Origin of the sequence: Cupriavidus sp. SHE (assembly GCF_000812445.1) — a bacterium.
Lineage (GTDB): Bacteria > Pseudomonadota > Gammaproteobacteria > Burkholderiales > Burkholderiaceae > Cupriavidus > Cupriavidus metallidurans.
This window is the reverse complement of sequence record NZ_JWMB01000060.1, coordinates 65,875-85,674: the sequence shown is the minus strand read 5'-3', so window position 1 is coordinate 85,674 and position 19,800 is coordinate 65,875. Positions and strand designations below refer to the sequence as shown.

Sequence of the window (19,800 nt, the reverse complement as noted above, 5' to 3'; positions counted from 1 at the left end):
GCCCGGCGTCGGAATCGCTACCTTTTTCCCTTTACACAACCACCACGCTCGTCACGCATATGTTGCTCATTCCGGCCATCGACCTGAAGGACGGTCAGTGTGTACGCCTCAAACAAGGCGACATGGACCAGGCCACCGTCTTTTCCGAAGATCCCGCCGCCATGGCACGTCACTGGGTCAACCAGGGCGCGCGTCGCCTGCATCTGGTCGACTTGAATGGCGCATTCGTTGGCAAGCCACGCAACGAAGCCGCCATCAAGGCCATCATTGCCGAGGTTGGCGACGAGATCCCCGTCCAGCTTGGCGGCGGCATCCGCGATCTGAATACCATCGAGCGCTGGCTCGATGACGGCCTGTCGTACGTGATCATCGGCACGGCCGCGGTGAAGAACCCCGGCTTCCTCAAGGACGCCTGCGCCGCATTCGGCGGCCACATCATTGTCGGCCTCGATGCCAAGGACGGCAAGGTGGCCACCGATGGCTGGAGCAAGCTGACCGGCCACGAGGTAGAGGACCTGGCACGCAAGTACGAAGACTACGGTGTCGAGTCGATCATCTACACCGACATCGGTCGCGACGGCATGCTGCAGGGCATCAATATCGACGCCACGGTCAAGCTGGCCCGGTCGATGTCGATCCCGGTGATCGCCAGCGGCGGCTTGTCGAACATGGCCGATATCGACCAGCTTTGCGCCGTGGAAGGCGAAGGCGTGGAAGGCGTGATCTGCGGCCGCGCGATCTACTCGGGCGACCTGAATTTCGCGGCGGCCCAGGCCCACGCGGACAAGCTGGGCGCGGAGTAATCCAAGCTCGCGCGCCACAACCAGCCGTCGCCGATGCGGGCGACGGCGGGCAAGGAAACTCATGTTAGCCAAACGTATCATCCCCTGCCTGGACGTGACCAATGGGCGGGTGGTCAAGGGTGTCAATTTCGTCGAGTTGCGGGATGCAGGCGATCCCGTCGAAATCGCGCGGCGCTACGATGAGCAGGGTGCTGATGAAATCACATTTCTCGACATCACGGCAACCAGCGACGGCCGCGACCTGATCCTGCACATCATCGAGGCGGTGGCGTCGCAGGTGTTCATCCCGCTGACCGTCGGGGGTGGCGTGCGCACTGTGGAAGACGTGCGGCGACTGCTGAATGCAGGCGCAGACAAGATCAGCGTGAACTCGTCGGCCATCGCCAACCCGCAGCTCGTGTCCGACGCAACGGGCAAGTACGGCTCGCAGTGCATCGTGGTGGCCATCGACGCCAAGCGCAGTTCCGCGCCCGGCGAACCGCCGCGCTGGGAAGTGTTCACTCACGGCGGCCGCAAGGCCACCGGACTTGATGCGGTGGAGTGGGCCCGCGAGATGGCGCGCCGCGGCGCGGGCGAGATTCTGCTGACCAGCATGGATCGCGATGGCACGAAGAGCGGGTTCGACCTCGAACTGACGCGTGCTGTCAGCGACGCGGTGCCCGTGCCCGTTATTGCATCTGGCGGGGTCGGTGGCCTGCAGGATCTGGCCGATGGCATCCGCCTGGGACACGCCGACGCCGTACTGGCCGCCAGCATCTTCCACTATGGCGAGCACACCGTTGGTGAGGCAAAGGCTTTCATGGCCCGCGAGGGCATTCCCGTCCGGATGTGATCATGGCGAAGAAGTGGTTGAACAAGGTGAAGTGGGACGACAACGGTCTGGTGCCGGTGATCGTCCAGGAAGTGGGTTCCAACGACGTCCTGATGTTCGCGTTCATGAATCGCGACGCGCTGCAACGCACGGTGGAACTGGGCGAGGCCGTGTTCTGGTCGCGCTCGCGCAAGCGCCTGTGGCACAAGGGCGAGGAATCAGGCCACGTCCAGAAGGTGCATGAGATTCGTCTGGATTGTGACGAAGACGTGGTGTTGCTCAAGGTGACGCAGATCGACAGCATTGCCTGCCACACCGGCCGTCACTCGTGCTTCTTCCAAAAGTTCGAAGGGGATGTCGAGTCCGGGGACTGGCAGACCGTCGAGCCGGTGCTCAAGGACCCGTCCTCGATCTACGCGGCCAAGCCATGAGCGATAACCTGTCCCAGGCCGATATCCTGGCCCGCGTGGCGGCCACGCTGGAATCGCGCAAGCCCGAAAACGGTGGTGACCCGGAGACATCCTATGTCGCCAAGCTGTTCAAGAAGGGTGACGACGCGATTCTCAAGAAGATCGGCGAGGAAGCCACCGAAACGGTCATGGCCGCCAAGGATGCGCGGGCTGCCGACTTGGCCGACGAGGCCGTGAGCAAGGTGGTCTACGAGGTAGCCGACCTGTGGTTCCACACCATGGTGCTGCTGGCTCGCATCGGCCGGACCCCGGAAGACGTCGTCAATGAACTGGCGCGCCGCGAAGGGTTATCCGGACTGGTCGAGAAGGCCAGCCGCAAGGAGTAGGATACGAGTCACGCCGCCCGAACCGGTTCGGGCGCGGCTTGATCCTGGAGGGCATGATGGCGACGGACTATACCTCGCAAGTCACGACGACCGCGGATGCTGACAGGCTCGATGGCCTGCGCAAGCTCACGCACATTCTTTATGCGCTCTATGCAGTCCACTGGTTCACCGGTGGCATCACGGCGTTGATCGCGATCATCGTCAATTACGTGAAGCGCGACGACACTCGGGGCACGCTCTACGCTTCGCACTTCGCCTGGCAGATCCGCACGTTCTGGTGGTCGATCGTGTGGTTCGTGGTGGGTGGCTGCATGTTCGTCACGGTATTGCTGTTTCCGGTGGCGATCGGCCTGTGGAGTGTTCTGTCATTGTGGATGCTGTATCGTATCGTCAAAGGCTGGCTGTATCTGAATGATCGCAAGCCGATGTATCCGGACGAGCAGTTCTGAGGCGTCCCAAGACGATGGCGGCAAGTCCGGAAGTGACTAGGCATTGTTCGGACAAGCTGCAACAAGATCTCCATGAAAACCCAGGACAATTGCATTTTCTGCAAGATCGTGGCCGGCCAGATTCCTTCGAACAAGGTGTATGAGGACGAAGACTTGCTGGCGTTTCACGATATCCACCCCAAAGCGCCGGTACACTTTCTGCTGATTCCTAAATCGCATGTCGATTCGTTGGCCGATTGCGGTCCCGGCGAATCGGATGTGCTTGCTAGAATGATGCTTAAGGTGCCCGAACTGGCACGCCAGGCCGGCTGCAACAATGGATTCCGGACGGTGATCAACACCGGCACCGACGGAGGGCAGGAAGTGTTCCACCTCCACATCCACGTGATGGGCGGACCGCGCAGCCAGTGGAAGGCGCCGGCGCCCTGACTGTTCGGGGCAACCAGGGAATGAGTGGACCGGGACGGATGTCGCGGTCCGGTGTCGCGCCGGCAACCGTCGCCCGGCGCGGCCTTTGAGGGACGGAACTACGGGGCCGGGCGGCATATCTTCCGACGCCCGCGGCTTTATCAGGAGCAAGAAATGGGTTCGTTTAGCATTTGGCATTGGCTGATCGTGCTGGTGATCGTCATGCTCGTTTTCGGTACCAAGAAACTGCGCAATATCGGCCAGGATCTGGGTGGTGCGGTAAAGGGCTTCAAGGACGGCATGAAGGAAGGCAATACCGACGAGCCGGCCGCTCCGGCCAAGGAACTGCGCGATTCCACCACCATCGACGTCGAAGCCAAGGAAAAGTCGCGTCAGCAATAATTGTCTGACGGAATTTTCTCCTTGCCAGTCACCCTTGCGGCGGCCGCCGCCACGTACGTTGCGACGGCCCGCCATTCCTGTGTCCCTGTTCTGATGTCTGCATGATCGATCTCGGCATTTCCAAGCTGGCACTGATCGGCGCCGTCGCGCTGATTGTGATCGGCCCCGAGCGTTTGCCGAAGGTCGCGCGGACCGTCGGCGCGCTGGTCGGTCGCGCCCAGCGCTATATCAATGACGTCAAGGCCGAAGTCAGTCGCGAGGTGGAGCTCGAGGAACTGCGCAAGATGCGCACGGAATTCGAGAACGCCGCGCGCGACGTCGAGCAGACGATCCACAAGGAAGTCAGCGAGCACACCCAGGCGCTTAACGAAGCGTTTGATGGCTCGGCCTCGTCGTCATCGTCCAGCGATACGGGCTCGGGCTATGTGCCCAGCTGGGACAGCGCGCACAAGTCGCACAACGGCCGCAAGAGCTGGCGCGTCAAGCAGGGCGCGCGTCCGATCTGGTTCAAGCGTCAGCAGAACACGCGCATGTGGGTGCAGTCCGGCGCCGCACGCGTGAAGCGCCACCGGCCCGCCAGTGGCCGCAACCGTTCCTTCTTCGAATAAGCATGGCGGGCTCCGCAGACCCCAACGACGAATCCCAGCAGGAAACCTTCATCTCCCACCTGATCGAATTGCGCGAGCGATTGGTCAAGGCGGTGGCGGGGGTGATTATCGTTTTCCTGGCCATGGTCTACTGGGCGCCGCAGATATTCAATCTGTTCGCGGCGCCACTACTGCATTCGCTGCCCAAGGGCGGACGCATGATCGTCACCGATGTCACCGGCTCTTTCTTCGTGCCGATGAAGGTGACCATGTTGGTCGCATTCCTTATCGCCTTGCCATGGGTGCTGTACCAGATCTGGCAGTTCGTGGCGCCGGGACTCTATCAGCATGAAAAGAAGCTGGTCGTGCCGCTGGTGTCCAGCACCTATGTGCTGTTCCTGTGCGGCGTCGCATTCGCATACTTCCTGGTGTTCCCGACCGTGTTCCACTTCATGGCGCACTACAACGCGCCGCTTGGCGCGGACATGTCGACGGACATCGACAAATACCTGAGTTTCGCCATGACGACATTCCTGGCCTTCGGCATTACGTTCGAAGTGCCGGTAGTGGTGATCGTGCTGGTGAAATTCGGCGTGGTCGAGCTCGAGAAGCTCAAGCAAATCCGGCCTTATGTGATCGTCGGCGCATTTATCATCGCCGCAGTCGTCACGCCGCCGGATGTCATGTCACAGCTCCTGCTGGCCGTACCCTTGATCGCGTTGTACGAACTCGGGCTGCTGATGGCGCGATTCGTCTCGAAACAGCCGCTTGGTGCACCTGCCGAGGGTGAAACCCAGGCAGATTGAGTTCCAGGACTTCAGTTAACGGTTGGTAATCCCTGAGACTGAATACTGCGCATTGCACCAATTTGGTGAAATCCTCCCCAATTGCTGTTGCTTCATCACAACAAGAAGCGTCGGTAAACCGCGTTTACGGCGAAAAAGACTTCTGGCGAGCAAGGGGGGTGACACATAATACGACGCAGACGTGAAGGTGAATGCGTCGCCCAAACACTTGGGCAACCAAGATTTCCCAATCAGTTGACAAGGAAAGTGTCGATATGAAGATGAAACTGTTTGCTGCTGCCGTCGCCGCTCTGGCCGCTGGTGGCGCCTATGCCCAGTCGAGCGTGACCCTGTACGGTGTGGTTGACGCTGGCGTCGAGTACGCTAACCACCAGCCGGGCGTGTCCGGTAGCCACGACGTCGTGCGCCTGAACTCGGGTGGCATGTCGGGCAGCCGTTGGGGCCTGCGTGGCGTTGAAGACCTGGGCGGTGGCCTGAAGGGCGTCTTCGTGCTGGAAAGCGGTTTCAACGTTGACACCGGTACGTCGGGCCAAAACAACCGTCTGTTCGGTCGTCAAGCCTTCGTCGGTATGCAAAGCCAGTTCGGCACGCTGACCCTGGGTCGCCACCAGACGCCGTTCTATGACTTCGGTCTGGCCTTCGACCCGATGGCCATCTCGTCGAACTACTCGATCACGGCTCAAGCTCCGGAGTTCCAGCAACGTGCTGACAACTCGATCAAGTACATTGGTACGTTCGGTGGCCTGACCGGCTCGCTGCTGTACAGCACCGGCTCGAACACGGCTGGCACGGCTAGCATCTACCAAGGCACCAGCGGCGAAGTTCCGGGTAACTACCACCTGGGCCGCGAGATGAGCGCAAGCGTGATGTACAACGGTGGCCCGTTCTCCGTTGGCGCGATCTATGACGAAACCAACGTTGGTATCGCTGCTGCTGACGGCGCCAAGATCCGCCGCGCTTCGGTTGCTGGTACGTACGCCTTCGGCCCGGCCAAGGTGTTCGCTGGCTACCGTTACGCTCACGGTCTGGGCGGCGCAGTTCTGCCCGGCGGTGTGAACACCGTTGACGGCGCTACGAAGATTGCGAACGTCTCGAACCTGTACTGGCTGGGCATGGGTTACCAGCTGACCCCGGCTCTGTCGCTGACCGGCGCCGCGTACTACCAAGACTTCCGCAACACCGGTGCTGATCCGTGGAGCTTCGTTGTGTCGACGGACTACGCTTTCTCGAAGCGTACGGACGCCTACTTCAACCTGGCCTACACGAAGAACAAGGACGGCTCGACTCTGGGCACGTCGTCGGCTAGCCCGGGCAGCGTTGGTGGCTCCGGCTTCGGCACGACTCTGGGTTCGTACAACCAGTTCGGCGCCATGGTTGGCCTGCGCCACAAGTTCTAATTTGACGCGGGTGTAAGCCCGCTTCAGATTGGCTTCAGAACGCCGGCATCCGAAAGGATGTCGGCGTTTTGTTTTGTCCGTGGCTTTGAGTGGGTGAGCATACCGGCGATAGATTTCGGGCTCAAGTTGGGGGCTACATCCAGTTCGATACTTGATGGCAACCGTTTAGCTGATCGATGACCAAGGCGATGCCGGGTACGTGGACACGGAAGGTGAGTCGCCCTCGCGCCGCCGGGCCGGGCGGGGTTGGCGAAGGCAGCGAGTCCGCGAGCTATGAGCGTAGGGTGGCTGGCTTTTCATCCTCCGCGGCAGTACCGGCAGAATCCGTGTGTGCCGAAGAGCGCCGTGTGGTTCCGGTGTGTGCCCGATTTACCCAAACGAATTTCTCTCCCAGCCAGCACAAACAAAAACCCCCGTCATTGCAGACGGGGGTTTTTGTATTGATATATATGCCGGGTGACTTACCAGCGAGCAGCGAGCTTGTCTACTCTTCCTCATCCAGCGGCATCGGCCTGCGCGGAGGAGGCGGGCGCTTGCCGATCGTGACAGTGAGTTCCGCCGGTTTGCCGCGTCGAATCACCTTCATCTTCACCTCGGCGCCCGGTTTCAACTGTGCAATCGCGTTGAGCAGGGCGGTGGTGTCCGAGATCGATTGATTGTCGACCGAGACCAGCACATCCCCAGGTTTGACGCCGGCCTTGTCAGCTGGCCCACCCTGGACCACCGCTGCAATCAGCGCGCCTTCCTTAGCTTCAAGCCCGAAAGACTCGGCAATCTCTGGGGTCAGATCCTGCGGCTCCACGCCGATCCAGCCACGTGTCACGCTACCCGTGGAGATGATCGATTCCATGACTTGCTTGGCGGTCGACACCGGAATCGCAAAGCCAATACCGAGCGAGCCGCCCGAGCGCGAATAGATCGCCGTGTTGATGCCAAGCAGATTGCCCTGTGCGTCGACCAGTGCACCACCAGAGTTACCGGGGTTGATCGCTGCATCGGTCTGAATGAAGTTCTCGAACGTATTGATGCCGAGATGGCTGCGGCCGAGCGCCGAGACAATACCCATTGTCACGGTCTGGCCGACACCAAACGGGTTGCCGATAGCCAACACCACATCGCCCACCTTCACGTTCTCGATCCGCCCCAGTGTGATCGCGGGCAAGTCCTTGAGCGTGATCTTCAGCACGGCAAGGTCGGTTTCGGGATCGGAGCCCACCACTTTGGCGTTTGCCTTGCGTCCATCGGTCAGCGCCACCTCGATTTCGTCGGCGCCGTCCACAACGTGGTGGTTGGTTAGAATGTAACCTTCGGCACTGACGATCACGCCCGAGCCCAGGCTCGACACCGGTTCCTGGCGCTCCGGCAAGCGGTCGCCAAAGAAGAACCGGAACCACGGATCTTCGGCCTGCGGATTATTGGGCGATCGCTTCGAGCCGTTCTTGCTGGTGAAAATATTGACGACTGCGGGCATGGCAAGGCGGGCCGCCTCGCTATAGGACCCCGGAGCGGCCGAACCTTCCACACTGGGGACGACCTCTTTTAGCGCCACAATGGGCGAACCCGATTGCACGGCCACCCGCCCGCGCTGCAGCCACTCGGGTTTGAGTGTGGCCACGACGAACCACACGGCCAGAACAACCGTGACAGCCTGAGCGAAGAACAGCCAGAAGCGGCGCAACATATTGGATTTTTGAGCAGAAAATGAAAACAAAAGAGCTTGAATTGTACTTGAACGACCTGCTGCAGGTTTCCCGTTTCAAGGACTATTGCCCGAATGGACTCCAGGTGCAGGGTCGGCCGGAGGTTGCCCATATTGTCACCGGTGTGACGGCGAGCCTGGCGCTGGTCGATGCGGCGATCGAAGCCGGCGCGGACGCCATCCTCGTGCACCACGGCTATTTCTGGAAAAATGAGAACGCCTGTATCGTTGGCCAGAAACACGCTCGCCTGAAGCGCCTGCTGGGCGCCGATATCAATCTGCTGGCCTACCATCTGCCGCTCGACAACCATCCGGAGTTCGGCAACAACGCCCAATTGGGTCTGCAGCTCGGGATCACCCCGACGGGCCGCTTCAGCGATGATCAGTTGGGCTGGACCGGCACGCTTCCGCAGCCAATGCCGCTCAGCGCCTTCGCGGCCCATGTGGGTGGCGTGCTGGAGCGGGAGCCGCTGGTCATCGGCGACGCAGACCAGATGATCCGCACCGTAGGCTGGTGTACCGGTGGCGCGCAGGGGTACTTCGCGGCCGCGGTGGACGCGGGCGTGGATCTTTATATGAGTGGGGAGGTATCCGAGCCCACCACGCACCTGGCGCGGGAGAGCGGCGTGGCCTATCTGGCTGCCGGTCACCATGCGACGGAACGCTACGGCATCCGTGCAGTGGGCGAACATCTGGCGCAGCGCTTCGGGCTGCGCCACACATTTATCGATATTCCGAACCCGGTCTGAACCGGGCGCAATTATCAGCCGCGTGGGGCCTTCAGGCTGTCGCGAATTTCGCGCAGCAGAACGATGTCTTCCGGCGTGACGGCCGGCGCGGCAGGCTCCGCCTCTTTTTCGCGCATCTTGTTGAAGGCGCGCACCATCATGAAAATGATGAACGCGAGAATCACGAAATTCACCACGATGGTCAGGAAATTTCCGTAAGCGAATACCGGCACGCCCGCTTTCTTCAATGCATCCAGCGTTTGCGGGACGCCTGGCGGCGGATCCGCCAGCATGACAAACATGTTGGAAAAGTCGAGTTTTCCCACGATTCTGCCGATGACAGGCATGATCAGGTCATTAACGACAGAATCGACGATCTTGCCGAATGCCGCCCCGATGATGACACCGACCGCCAGGTCGATGACATTGCCACGCATGGCGAAGGTCTTGAACTCGCTCATCATTCCCATAGCGCTATTCTCCGTTTTGTTGTTCCAGATTAACGTCTGAGTTTGACAGAGACTGCATCATCGCACCCTCGAGTGCAAGTCTGGATGCGGAAATTGCGTCTCCATGACCGATAAAAGCGCGGTCGGCTATCCGTAGTTCGCCTATCGTCGCCAGATGTGCCTCAGGTATAATTTTTTGTTGACGCAAGATTCAATTGATGACATCCCCTGGGGTTTGGAATGAGTGACCAGCAAGACGTGAAGAGCGTGGACAAAGGTCGCCGCAATTGGTTGATCGCGACTTCTGTCGCAGGCGGCGTAGGAGGCGTAGCAGTAGCAGTACCGTTCGTGAGTACCTTTGCACCTTCCGAGAAGGCGAAGGCTGCGGGCGCACCGGTCGAGGCGGACATTGGCGCCCTGAAGTCCGGTGAGATGATGACGGTGGAGTGGCGTGGCAAGCCAGTCTGGATTCTGCGGCGCACGCCGGAGATGATGGCTTCCCTGAAGAAGACCGACGCCGAAGTCGCGGACCCGAATTCCGACGTCCCCTTCACCATGCCGACGCCGGAGTACTGCAAGAACGAAAGCCGTTCCCGTGCCGACCACAAGGACCTGCTGGTCGTGGTTGGAATCTGTTCCCACCTTGGCTGCTCGCCATCCGGCCCATTTCCCGCAGGCGCCAACCCTCAGCTCGGCGCTGATCCCGGCTTCCTCTGCCCGTGCCATGGCTCGACCTTCGACCTGGCTGGCCGCGTGTTCAAGAACAAACCGGCCCCGCAGAACCTTGACGTACCCCCGTACCAGTTCCTGACCGACACCAAGCTCGTGATCGGCAAGGACGAGAAAGGAGAAGCCTGATCATGGCGGCCGAAAAAGAAGTCAAGACTACCGGGCTGCTGGGTTGGATCGACGCCCGCTTCCCCGCCACCCAACTCTGGGAAGACCACCTCTCCAAGTACTACGCGCCGAAGAACTTCAACTTCTGGTACTTCTTTGGTTCGCTCGCACTGCTGGTGCTGGTGATCCAGATCGTCACCGGCATCTTCCTGGTGATGAACTACAAGCCGGACGGCACGCTGAACGCGGCTGGCATTCCAGTGGCATTCGCCAGCGTGGAATTCATCATGCGCGAAGTGCCATGGGGCTGGCTGATCCGCTACATGCACTCCACCGGCGCTTCGGCGTTCTTCGTCGTGGTGTACCTGCACATGTTCCGGGGGCTGCTGTACGGTTCGTACCGCAAGCCGCGCGAACTGGTCTGGATCTTCGGTTGCCTGATCTTCCTGTGCCTGATGGCCGAAGCGTTCATGGGCTATCTGCTGCCCTGGGGCCAGATGTCCTATTGGGGCGCGCAGGTGATCGTGAACCTGTTCTCGGCGATTCCGGTAATCGGCCAGGACCTGTCGCTGTTCATCCGCGGTGACTACGTGGTGAGCGATGCCACGCTGAACCGCTTCTTCTCCTTCCACGTGATCGCGGTGCCGCTGGTGCTGCTGGGCCTGGTGGTGGCGCACATCATCGCGCTGCACGAAGTGGGCTCGAACAACCCGGACGGCGTGGAAATCAAGGCGAAGAAGGATGAAAACGGCATTCCGCTCGATGGCATCCCGTTCCACCCGTACTACTCGGTGCATGACCTGCTGGGCGTGGCCGGCTTCCTGATTATCTTCTCGGCCGTGATCTTCTTCTTCCCCGAAGTGGGTGGCTATTTCCTGGAAGCGAACAACTTCTTCCCGGCGGATCCGCTGAAGACGCCGCCGCACATCGCGCCGGTGTGGTACTTCACGCCGTTCTACTCGATGCTGCGCGCAACCACGGCGAACTTCCTGCCGATCCTGTGGGCGTTCTTCGCCATCGTGCTGGGCATGGTGTTCCTGCGCACCAAGGATGCACGCATCAAGATGGGTTCGGTGGCGATCCTGGTGATCCTGGCCGTGGGCTTCTATTTCATCGACGCCAAGTTCTGGGGCGTGCTGGTGATGGGCGGATCGGTGATCGTGCTGTTCTTCATGCCGTGGCTCGATTGCTCGCCGGTCAAGTCCATCCGCTACCGTCCCGCATTCCACAAGACGATCCTGGTTGTCTTCGTGGTGGTGTTCCTGATCCTCGGCTACCTCGGCGTGCAACCGCCGTCGCCGGTGGGTGAGAAGGTGTCGCAGCTCGGTACGCTGCTGTACTTCGCCTTCTTCCTGACCATGCCGCTGTGGAGCCGTGCCGGCACGTTCAAGCCGGTGCCGGAGCGCGTCACGTTCCATCCGCACTAAGACGCTGCGCGACCCTACAAGAGGACAAGGACACAAGATGAAAAAGTTGCTTTCGATCTTCGCACTGGTCGGCGCCTGTTTCGCGGCAATGCCCGCGATGGCTTCAGAAGGGGGCTACCCGCTGGAGCCGGCGCCGCTGGACACGAGCGATGTGTCATCGCTGCAGCGCGGTGCCAAGCTGTTCGTCAACTACTGCCTGAACTGCCACGGCGCGTCGATGATGCGCTACAACCGGCTCAAGGGCCTGGACCTTACCGAAGAGCAGATCCAGCAAAACCTGCTGTTCTCGGCGGACAAGGTGGGCGAAACGATGACAATCGCGATGCACCCGAAGGACGCCAAGGCATTCTTCGGCGCGATTCCCCCGGACCTGTCGGTCATCGCCCGCGCCCGCGGCAACGACTGGCTCTACACGTACCTGCGCACGTTCTACCGTGATGACACCCGCGCCACGGGCTGGAACAACCTGGTCTTCCCTAGCGTCGGCATGCCGCACGTGCTGTGGGAACTGCAGGGCCAGCGTGCCGCCAAGTTCGCGGAAGTCGAGGAACACGGCGAGAAGGTGCACAAGTTCGCAGGTTTCGAGCAGATCACCCCGGGCAAGCTGAGCACGCAGGAATATGACCAGGCCGCAGCCGATCTGGTGAACTACCTGAACTGGATGGCCGAGCCGGAACAAAGCCATCGGAAGCGTCTGGGTGTGTGGGTGCTCCTGTTCCTGGGCATGTTCACCGTGTTTGCCTGGCGCCTGAATGCCGCTTACTGGAAGGATGTGAAGTAAATCGGTGTGGCTTGTCAGGCTGGTTGTAACAGCCTGGCGGTGCCCGCCGAAGGGCCGGCGCGGAGGTTGCAGCAGTGCAGCACCGCGTCGGCCCTTTTGTTTTGTGCGACATCGGGCGGCCGCTCGGTCAAGTCGGCTTGGGGCCACACCTTGTATTTGTAACTTATTTGCTTTTCGATAGGGCGTTCTGACAGAATGTTTGCCCTGTCCGACCTAGCTCTGCCAACTTCGATGAAGTTATATCGATCTGGCGCACTCCACACCCAAGGAATTCAACCATGATGGTGTTGTATTCGGGTACCACTTGCCCGTTTTCCCAACGTTGCCGCCTTGTCCTGTTCGAAAAGGGCATGGACTTCGAGATCCGCGACGTTGACCTGTTCAACAAGCCGGAAGACATCTCGGTGATGAACCCGTACGGCCAGGTACCGATCCTCGTCGAACGTGACCTGATCCTGTACGAATCGAACATCATCAACGAGTATATCGACGAGCGCTTCCCGCACCCGCAGCTGATGCCGGCCGACCCGGTGCAGCGCGCCCGTGCCCGTCTGTTCCTGTTCAACTTCGAAAAGGAACTGTTCACGCACGTCTACGTGCTGGAAAACGAAAAGGGCAAGGCCGCGGAAAAGAATCATGAGCGCGCCCGCGCCGCGATTCGTGACCGCCTGACGCAACTGGCGCCGATCTTCGTCAAGAACAAGTACATGCTCGGCGAAGAGTTCTCGATGCTCGACGTCGCCATCGCGCCGCTTCTGTGGCGCCTGGATCACTATGGCATCGAGTTGTCGAAGAACGCTGCGCCGCTGCTGAAGTACGCCGAACGTATCTTCAGCCGCCCGGCCTACATCGAAGCTCTGACCCCGTCTGAAAAGGTGATGCGTCGCTAAGACACATCCGACGTCGCCACCGCAAAGCGTAATGTCTGAAACATCCACCAAGCCCTATCTGATCCGGGCCATTTACGAATGGTGCACGGATAACGGCTTCACGCCGTACATCGCAGTCTTCGTCGACGGCAATACCAGCGTGCCGCGCGAATTCGTGAAGAATAACGAAATCGTGCTGAACGTGAGCTTCGACGCGACCAGCGGTCTCGATATGGGGAACGAGTGGATTACGTTCAGCGCGCGCTTCGGTGGCGTGTCGCGCAAGATCGAAGTGCCCGTGGATAACGTGCTGGCGATCTACGCGCGTGAGAACGGCCAGGGCATGGCGTTCCCGGTGGAACGCAGTATCCCCGAAACCCAGGCTGCGACGGAGCGGGAGAACAACCCGCCGCCGAAGCTCGCCTCGGTCGACAGTGATACGCCGGCGCCGGTAACGGCGGAAGAGGGCGTCTCTCCTGACGACGACCCGACGCCGCCGCCCGTGCCGCGCATCGGCGGGAAAAAGCCCTCCCTGAAGGTGGTCAAATAAGCCATCGTCAAAGTGGTCCGCTTGAAGTAGAATCGCGGACTGCACCAAAAATGCCGGCTTAGCTCATCAGGTAGAGCAGTTGATTTGTAATCATCAGGTGGCGGGTTCGAGTCCTGCAGCCGGCACCAGGAATTATGCAAAAAGGCCACGCGAGAGCGTGGCCTTTTTGCTTTTTGAATACCTTACGTCGATGGTCTGCGTAATGGGGCGATGTCATGCCGGATGGGGATGTCGATTGCAGCAACTAAAGAGTATCTGGCGGCCAGTTGCGACGCGAAACAGTTGCTTGGCATCCGCCGCTCAACCAACCATCAGTTCCCAATCCCCCTCAATCCGATTTCTCCCCCCGCGCTTCGCCCGATAAAGCATCAGATCCGCCTGCCTGATCAGCGCCGAGAGGTCCTGGCCTACATCCTCCCGGCGTCCGATGGCGACGCCGAGGCTGACGGTCATGCCGAACGGTCTGGCGCTCTCCAGCGTCACCCGGATCTCGCGCAGCTTTTCCTTTAGCTGCTCAGCGAGCCTCAACGCTTCGCCGGGTGTACTCACCAGCGAAACCACCGCGAATTCTTCCCCGCCAAAGCGCGCGGCAAGGTCGCCGGTGCCCAGCACGTCCCGGCACACTGCGCCAACGATCTCGAGCGCCCGGTCCCCCGCGATATGCCCATATGTGTCGTTGATCCGCTTGAAATGGTCGATATCGAACATCACTAGCGCGACGTAGGGTTTGTCGGCTTCAGGGCTTGCGCACAGGTCGCAAGCCCGTGCTTCGAGTGCGCGACGGTTCAGCAACTGCGTGAGCGCGTCCGTTTCCGCCATGGTGGTCAGCTGGGCGATCAGTCGCTGGCGGTCTTGTTCCAGTTGCTGCTTGTCCAGGCTGTAGCGCTTGAGTGTGTGAACGGCCTCGAGCAGCGCTCGGATTTCGCCACGGTAGTTGTTGGGCGATGGCACGCGTACGGAGAGATTGCCGTTCGCAATGGCCAGGATGGACCGTGTGGCCGCGAAGAATGGTTTCAGGATCTGCCTGCGAAACAGCGAATGCAGCCAGATCATCGTTCCCAGTAGCGCGAAGGCGATGGCGAATGCGCCGAGCAGCAGCGTCAGGGTGACGTCGCGGTTGCGGTGCAAGCGCGCGCGGGCGTGGTCGAGAATCTCGTCGCGCAGTTGGACGATCGGCAGCATCGTCGGCACATACTGTGCGGCGAAATCACCGGTGGTGATGCCAGCGCCCATCGGACGTTTCGCGCGGCGGTAGACCTTGGTGACATAAGCCAGTCCGGCTTCGCCAAACACCATGCCGACACGTCTTACCGCTTCCGGCGCGAGGGTAGGGTGGTTGCCGGCGTGCGATGCCAGGAGCGTGCGAAGCTGCTCCACGCGGCCCTCGCTGTTGAAGATGTGTTGCTGTTCCTGCTCGGTCAGTTGCCGGTCCGATGCGAGCGCGCCCGTAAAGCGCGAACCGAGCAGCCCGGCGTGTTCGCGCAGCGCGGCCGCGAGCCGGGCCATCTGCAGGACGTCCAGGACTGCGGCGTCGCCGCTGACGATGTCCCCGATGGTGCCATCGGCGATGCCTGCAATGATCGGGATGACGTTCGCCATGTGGTTGACGGCGTTGTCCAGCAGCTCTGGGGACCGGGTCTGGCGCGGCACCAGCAGTACGTCGTCGGCATGTTTGCGTGCCTCGGCCAGCGTGGTGATCGCGTGGGTGGCTGTCACGTAAAGCGCGGCGCACTCCTCGCAGTGGCTAGCCTCGATTGCTGCGTCGAGGTCACGCAGACTGGCATCGCTTTCCTCGCGGGCCTTGCGTAGTGCCGCGATGCGCTGCGCCGGCATCGGTACATCCTCGCCAAGCGCGGCATTCATGGGCCCGCGTTCTGCTGATACCTTTTCCATCGCCAGCAGCGCCGCGCGGAAGATCTCGAAATCCGAGAGTGCCTGGTCGCTGCGCGAGAATCCTTGCCACTGATGAGAAACCAGCCAGGCCAACAGCATCAGTACGGCAAGGCAGGCACCGGCGGAGACTCTTAGGAAGCGCTGACTGACAGAGTATTGCGGAGTTGCTGCCTCGGGCTTTTCTGGTCGCCCGGATGTTGCACACATAAGACTTGAAAACCGGATCTATAGCGATTGGGACCTCAAAATTGCGAAACGGACATTATTTGTCCGTCCACGGGCGAAACTGAATGTGACATTTTTGCGAACTCATAATCGAATCCGATATCGGTTACGGAGGCAAGCTTCTTGATGATCGGTGAGATGTGTTCGTGGCACCGGTGTCGCATTTCCACCCATCGACGCAAGTTGTCATTACCATCAGACCCGGCTCCGTGATAATGCGCCGTGCGTCACATATGCCTTTTCCACGAAAGACACCTCCCGTGTGGTGGCCGACTGCGCGGGCGGAAGAATATAGCGGCCAATTGAAGGTTTTGTTGGGGTTCAACTGGAAGGGCAATTGAAATGGATGGAAAACTGGCAAGCTCGGCGAAGGCGTGCCTTGCTGCGGTAACGGCCGTTATCGCAGTAGCGGCCTGTGGTGGTGGCGGGGACGACAATTCGGGCGGCACGGTGATCCGGGTGACGGAAGCCGCCACGCTTTCGACGAAGCAGGTGAACAACAGTATGGTCGCCAATCCAGTCCGCTGGATGCCATCGGTAACCGACACGTGGCAGCTTCAACTCCAGGGAAAACTCGATACGAGTTACAACGTTGCGGTCTACGTGCTCGACCTGTTCGACACGCCACCGTCGACCATTGCATCGCTCAAGGAGCAGGGCAGGCGAGTCGTCTGCTATTTCTCCGCGGGAAGCAGCGAGGACTGGCGCCCCGATTTCCAGAGTTTCCAACCCTCGGATATGGGCAACGTACTCAGCGGCTGGGCGGGCGAGCGCTGGCTGGATACGCGATCCAGCAATGTGCGCGGCATCATGGCCGCGCGTATGGATTTGGCGGTCTCGAAGGGGTGCGACGGCGTTGATCCCGACAATGTCGATGGATATACCAATAACACCGGCCTGCCGCTCATGGTGGACACCCAGCTTGACTACAACCGCTTTCTGGCTAACGCGGCACATGCGCGCGGTTTGGCGATCGGATTGAAGAACGACGTTGGCCAGCTCACCGATCTGGCATCGTCATTTGATTTCGCGATTAACGAGCAATGCTTCCAGTACAACGAGTGCGGCGGATACTCGGCCTTCACGGCGCAAGGCAAGCCGGTGTTCAACGTGGAATATGCGACGAAGTGGAAGGATGCGACAAAGCGGCCGGCGTTATGCGCCAAGGCTGCCGCGCTGAGTATCCGGACGCTGGTGTTGCCGCTGGCGCTGAACGACAAGTATCGGTATAGCTGCGACTGATTCCGGGAGATTCTCAGGCGCCGCCGCGCTTTTCCATCTCTCGCCACGCCAGGAATAATCGCGTGTCGAATTCCAGTTGGTGGTAGCGCGGCTCCATATATTCGCAAAGCCGGTAGAACGCCTTGTCGTGGTCGGTCTCTTTCAAATGCGCGAGCTCGTGCACGACGATCATGCGCAGGAATTCCGGTGGTGCTTCCTTGAACAGCGACGCCACCCGGATTTCCTTCTTGGCTTTCAGCTTGCCACCCTGCACGCGAGAAATCGCGGTATGCAGCCCCAGCGCGTGCTGGGCGGTGTCCAGCCGCGCGTCATAACCCACCTTGTGCAGCGGCGGCGCGCTGCGCAGGTATTCCTGCTTGATCTCGGCGGTGTAGTCGTAGAGCGCGCGGTCGGTCTGGATCGTGTGGCGGTCCGGGTAGCGCCGGGCTATGTGCTCGCCCAGACGGTCGGCATCGATCAGTGCGCGCACCTGCGCGAGCACATCGGGCGGATAGCCGCCAAGAAAACGCATCGGGTCTTTCGCGCCCGGGCGCCACGCTTCAGTCACGATGCTCAGTGATGATGGTGGTGGTGATGCATCCAGCTGTTGTCCAGCGAATTCACGAACGACTCGACGGCGTCCTTGTCACCGATGGCATGGCGCATCATTTCGCCGCACTTGCAGAAGCCCTGGTACGGGAGGATGTGCGAGCACGCGGACGTCTTCTGCAGGTACAGGGTGACGGGTTTTGTGCACTTCTTGCACTTGAAACGGAGGGTCAGGGCGGCTTTGCTCATGGAATCGACAGCAATCGGGTTCGATTGGGAAACCAGATATTGTACTTGCCGCGCCCGATTTCATCCGGTGTGGCCGGGGCAGCGCCCGCCCGTTTGCTACACTCCCGCCATTCCCCGACATCCATCCGAACGCGCACCCCAATGGCACAGTACGTTTTCACCATGAACCGCGTGGGCAAGATCGTTCCGCCCAAGCGTCACATCCTCAAGGACATCTCACTGTCCTTCTTCCCCGGCGCCAAGATCGGCGTGCTGGGCCTGAACGGCTCCGGCAAGTCCACGCTGCTGAAGATCATGGCCGGTCTCGACAAGGAGATTGAAGGCGAAGCCACGCCGATGCCGAATCTGAACATCGGCTATTTGTCGCAGGAGCCGCAGCTCGATCCCGAGCAGACCGTGCGCGAATCGGTCGAAGAGGCGCTCGGCGGGGTGTTCGAAGCCCGCAAGAAGCTCGACGAGATCTACGCCGCCTACGCCGAGCCGGACGCCGACTTTGACGCGCTGGCTGCCGAGCAGGCCAAGTACGAGGCGATCCTGTCCGCCAGCGACGGCAATAACGCCGAGCTGCAGCTCGAAATCGCCGCTGACGCGCTGCGTCTGCCGCCGTGGGACGCCAAGATCGGCAATCTGTCCGGTGGTGAAAAGCGTCGCGTGGCGCTGTGCCGCCTGCTGCTGTCGCGCCCCGACATGCTGCTGCTCGACGAGCCGACCAACCACCTCGACGCCGAATCGGTCGACTGGCTTGAACAGTTCCTGACGCGTTTCCCGGGCACCGTGGTGGCCGTCACCCACGACCGCTACTTCCTGGACAACGCCGCCGAGTGGATTCTGGAACTGGACCGCGGGCACGGCATTCCCTGGAAGGGCAACTACAGCTCGTGGCTGGAGCAGAAGGAAAACCGCCTGAAGCAAGAAGAGGCCAGCGAATCGGCCCGCCAGAAGGCGCTGAACAAGGAACTGGAGTGGGTGCGCCAGAACCCGAAGGGTCGTCAGGCCAAGTCGAAGGCGCGTCTCGCCCGTTTCGACGAACTGAACAGCCAGGAATACCAGAAGCGCAACGAAACCCAGGAAATCTTCATCCCCGTGGGTGAGCGCCTGGGTAACGAGGTCATCGAGTTCGACAACGTCAGCAAGGGGTTCGGCGATCGCATGCTGATCGAGAACCTGAGCTTCAAGGTGCCGCCGGGCGCGATCGTCGGCATCATCGGCCCGAACGGCGCCGGTAAGTCCACCTTCTTCAAGATGCTGACTGGCAAGGAACAGCCGGACAGCGGCGAGATCAAGATCGGGCCGACGGTGAAGATGGCGTTCGTCGACCAGAGCCGCGATGCGCTGGACGGCAACAAGACCGTGTTCGAGGAGATCTCGGGCGGGTCGGACATCCTGACCGTGGGCAGGTACGAAACGCCGTCGCGTGCGTACATCGGCCGCTTCAACTTCAAGGGTGGCGATCAGCAGAAGCAGGTGGGCACGCTGTCCGGTGGTGAACGTGGCCGTCTGCATATGGCCAAGACGCTGATTGCCGGCGGCAACGTGCTGCTGCTGGATGAACCGTCGAACGACCTGGACGTGGAAACGCTGCGCGCGCTGGAAGACGCGCTTCTCGAGTTCGCCGGCTGCGTGATGGTGATCTCGCACGATCGCTGGTTCCTGGACCGTATCGCAACCCACATCCTCGCCTTCGAAGGCGACTCGCATGTGGAGTTCTTCCCCGGCAACTACCAGGAATACGAAGCGGACAAGAAGAAGCGTCTCGGCGAAGAGGCCGCGAAGCCGAAGCGCATTCGGTATAAGCCGATCACGCGCTGATAGGTAAGGTAGTTTTGATTGGCACCCCTTTCCCACTTGTGGGAGAGGGGAGAAA

At 60.7% G+C, this 19,800-nt stretch carries 23 protein-coding genes and 1 tRNA gene; 19 read left to right on the top strand and 5 right to left on the bottom strand.

Annotation, left to right across the window (positions count from 1 at the left end):
- Positions 1-59 precede the first annotated feature (59 nt).
- The 10 genes from hisA (at position 60) to RN01_RS27115 (ending at position 6,459) form a co-directional block, all read left to right on the top strand.
- Positions 60-803, top strand: coding sequence for a 1-(5-phosphoribosyl)-5-[(5-phosphoribosylamino)methylideneamino]imidazole-4-carboxamide isomerase (gene hisA / locus RN01_RS27160; protein ID WP_017510772.1), 744 nt, complete (start codon positions 60-62; stop codon positions 801-803).
- Positions 804-864: 61 nt separating this feature from the next.
- The gene (gene hisF, locus RN01_RS27155; RefSeq protein ID WP_008643056.1) at positions 865-1,635 is read left to right on the top strand and encodes an imidazole glycerol phosphate synthase subunit HisF; all 771 of its coding nucleotides are present in this window, start codon (positions 865-867) and stop codon (positions 1,633-1,635) included.
- Positions 1,636-1,637: 2 nt separating this feature from the next.
- Positions 1,638-2,045: a phosphoribosyl-AMP cyclohydrolase gene (gene hisI, locus RN01_RS27150; protein ID WP_008643058.1), complete on the top strand. Its 408-nt coding sequence runs from the start codon at positions 1,638-1,640 to the stop codon at positions 2,043-2,045.
- Complete coding sequence (locus RN01_RS27145; protein WP_017510770.1) at positions 2,042-2,410, top strand: phosphoribosyl-ATP diphosphatase; 369 nt, start codon at positions 2,042-2,044, stop codon at positions 2,408-2,410. The genes hisI and RN01_RS27145 overlap by 4 nt, the downstream gene beginning before the upstream one ends.
- Positions 2,411-2,463: 53 nt before the next feature.
- Entirely contained in the window at positions 2,464-2,859 is a 396-nt protein-coding gene (locus tag RN01_RS27140) for a hypothetical protein (protein WP_008643061.1), read from the top strand.
- Positions 2,860-2,931: 72 nt separating this feature from the next.
- Positions 2,932-3,288 (top strand): histidine triad nucleotide-binding protein, encoded by a 357-nt coding sequence (locus tag RN01_RS27135; protein WP_008643063.1) that lies wholly within the window; start codon positions 2,932-2,934, stop codon positions 3,286-3,288.
- 153 nt (positions 3,289-3,441) lie between these two features.
- Entirely contained in the window at positions 3,442-3,669 is a 228-nt protein-coding gene (gene tatA, locus RN01_RS27130) for a Sec-independent protein translocase subunit TatA (protein WP_008643065.1), read from the top strand.
- 101 nt (positions 3,670-3,770) lie between these two features.
- Complete coding sequence (tatB, locus tag RN01_RS27125; protein WP_011517717.1) at positions 3,771-4,277, top strand: Sec-independent protein translocase protein TatB; 507 nt, start codon at positions 3,771-3,773, stop codon at positions 4,275-4,277.
- Positions 4,278-4,279: 2 nt separating this feature from the next.
- Positions 4,280-5,062, top strand: a complete 783-nt coding sequence (gene tatC / locus RN01_RS27120; protein ID WP_008643069.1) for a twin-arginine translocase subunit TatC — start codon at positions 4,280-4,282, stop codon at positions 5,060-5,062.
- A gap of 254 nt (positions 5,063-5,316) precedes the next feature.
- Positions 5,317-6,459 (top strand): porin, encoded by a 1,143-nt coding sequence (locus RN01_RS27115; protein ID WP_008643071.1) that lies wholly within the window; start codon positions 5,317-5,319, stop codon positions 6,457-6,459.
- A gap of 484 nt (positions 6,460-6,943) precedes the next feature.
- Here the strand turns inward: RN01_RS27115 and RN01_RS27110 are convergent, their stop codons facing one another.
- Positions 6,944-8,140, bottom strand: a complete 1,197-nt coding sequence (locus tag RN01_RS27110; protein ID WP_017510768.1) for a Do family serine endopeptidase — start codon at positions 8,138-8,140, stop codon at positions 6,944-6,946.
- Between the two features lie 20 nt (positions 8,141-8,160).
- Between RN01_RS27110 and RN01_RS27105 the strand changes: the two genes are divergently transcribed.
- Positions 8,161-8,907 carry a Nif3-like dinuclear metal center hexameric protein gene (locus RN01_RS27105; RefSeq protein ID WP_017510767.1) on the top strand — a complete coding sequence of 249 codons (747 nt, stop codon included), beginning with the start codon at positions 8,161-8,163 and terminating at the stop codon, positions 8,905-8,907.
- A gap of 14 nt (positions 8,908-8,921) precedes the next feature.
- Here RN01_RS27105 and mscL read toward each other — a convergent pair whose 3' ends face one another.
- Positions 8,922-9,356: a large conductance mechanosensitive channel protein MscL gene (mscL, locus tag RN01_RS27100; RefSeq protein ID WP_017510766.1), complete on the bottom strand. Its 435-nt coding sequence runs from the start codon at positions 9,354-9,356 to the stop codon at positions 8,922-8,924.
- A 219-nt stretch (positions 9,357-9,575) separates the two neighbouring features.
- Between mscL and petA the strand changes: the two genes are divergently transcribed.
- The 6 genes from petA (at position 9,576) to RN01_RS27070 (ending at position 13,927) form a co-directional block, all read left to right on the top strand.
- Entirely contained in the window at positions 9,576-10,193 is a 618-nt protein-coding gene (petA, locus tag RN01_RS27095) for a ubiquinol-cytochrome c reductase iron-sulfur subunit (protein ID WP_024570330.1), read from the top strand.
- Between the two features lie 2 nt (positions 10,194-10,195).
- Positions 10,196-11,599 carry a cytochrome bc complex cytochrome b subunit gene (locus tag RN01_RS27090; protein ID WP_011517711.1) on the top strand — a complete coding sequence of 468 codons (1,404 nt, stop codon included), beginning with the start codon at positions 10,196-10,198 and terminating at the stop codon, positions 11,597-11,599.
- Positions 11,600-11,636: 37 nt separating this feature from the next.
- The gene (locus RN01_RS27085; RefSeq protein WP_017510764.1) at positions 11,637-12,380 is read left to right on the top strand and encodes a cytochrome c1; all 744 of its coding nucleotides are present in this window, start codon (positions 11,637-11,639) and stop codon (positions 12,378-12,380) included.
- A gap of 278 nt (positions 12,381-12,658) precedes the next feature.
- Positions 12,659-13,270 carry a glutathione S-transferase N-terminal domain-containing protein gene (locus tag RN01_RS27080; RefSeq protein ID WP_008643086.1) on the top strand — a complete coding sequence of 204 codons (612 nt, stop codon included), beginning with the start codon at positions 12,659-12,661 and terminating at the stop codon, positions 13,268-13,270.
- A gap of 31 nt (positions 13,271-13,301) precedes the next feature.
- Complete coding sequence (locus RN01_RS27075) at positions 13,302-13,799, top strand: ClpXP protease specificity-enhancing factor (RefSeq protein ID WP_017510763.1); 498 nt, start codon at positions 13,302-13,304, stop codon at positions 13,797-13,799.
- Between the two features lie 52 nt (positions 13,800-13,851).
- Positions 13,852-13,927 (top strand) — tRNA-Thr (locus RN01_RS27070).
- Between the two features lie 172 nt (positions 13,928-14,099).
- On the opposite strand, the gene RN01_RS27065 is transcribed toward RN01_RS27070, so the two are convergent.
- Entirely contained in the window at positions 14,100-15,791 is a 1,692-nt protein-coding gene (locus RN01_RS27065; protein ID WP_024570331.1) for a diguanylate cyclase, read from the bottom strand.
- A 468-nt stretch (positions 15,792-16,259) separates the two neighbouring features.
- Here RN01_RS27065 and RN01_RS27060 point away from each other — a divergent pair, with 468 nt between their 5' ends.
- Positions 16,260-17,159, top strand: coding sequence for an endo alpha-1,4 polygalactosaminidase (locus RN01_RS27060; protein WP_017512106.1), 900 nt, complete (start codon positions 16,260-16,262; stop codon positions 17,157-17,159).
- 13 nt (positions 17,160-17,172) lie between these two features.
- On the opposite strand, the gene RN01_RS27055 is transcribed toward RN01_RS27060, so the two are convergent.
- Both RN01_RS27055 and RN01_RS27050 read right to left on the bottom strand, forming a co-directional pair.
- Positions 17,173-17,670 carry a M48 family metallopeptidase gene (locus RN01_RS27055; protein WP_017512105.1) on the bottom strand — a complete coding sequence of 166 codons (498 nt, stop codon included), beginning with the start codon at positions 17,668-17,670 and terminating at the stop codon, positions 17,173-17,175.
- Between the two features lie 41 nt (positions 17,671-17,711).
- On the bottom strand, positions 17,712-17,936 hold the full coding sequence (locus RN01_RS27050) for a hypothetical protein (protein ID WP_017512104.1): 225 nt from the start codon (positions 17,934-17,936) through the stop codon (positions 17,712-17,714).
- Positions 17,937-18,077: 141 nt separating this feature from the next.
- Between RN01_RS27050 and ettA the strand changes: the two genes are divergently transcribed.
- Positions 18,078-19,745, top strand: a complete 1,668-nt coding sequence (gene ettA / locus RN01_RS27045) for an energy-dependent translational throttle protein EttA (RefSeq protein WP_008643099.1) — start codon at positions 18,078-18,080, stop codon at positions 19,743-19,745.
- Positions 19,746-19,800: the final 55 nt, after the last annotated feature.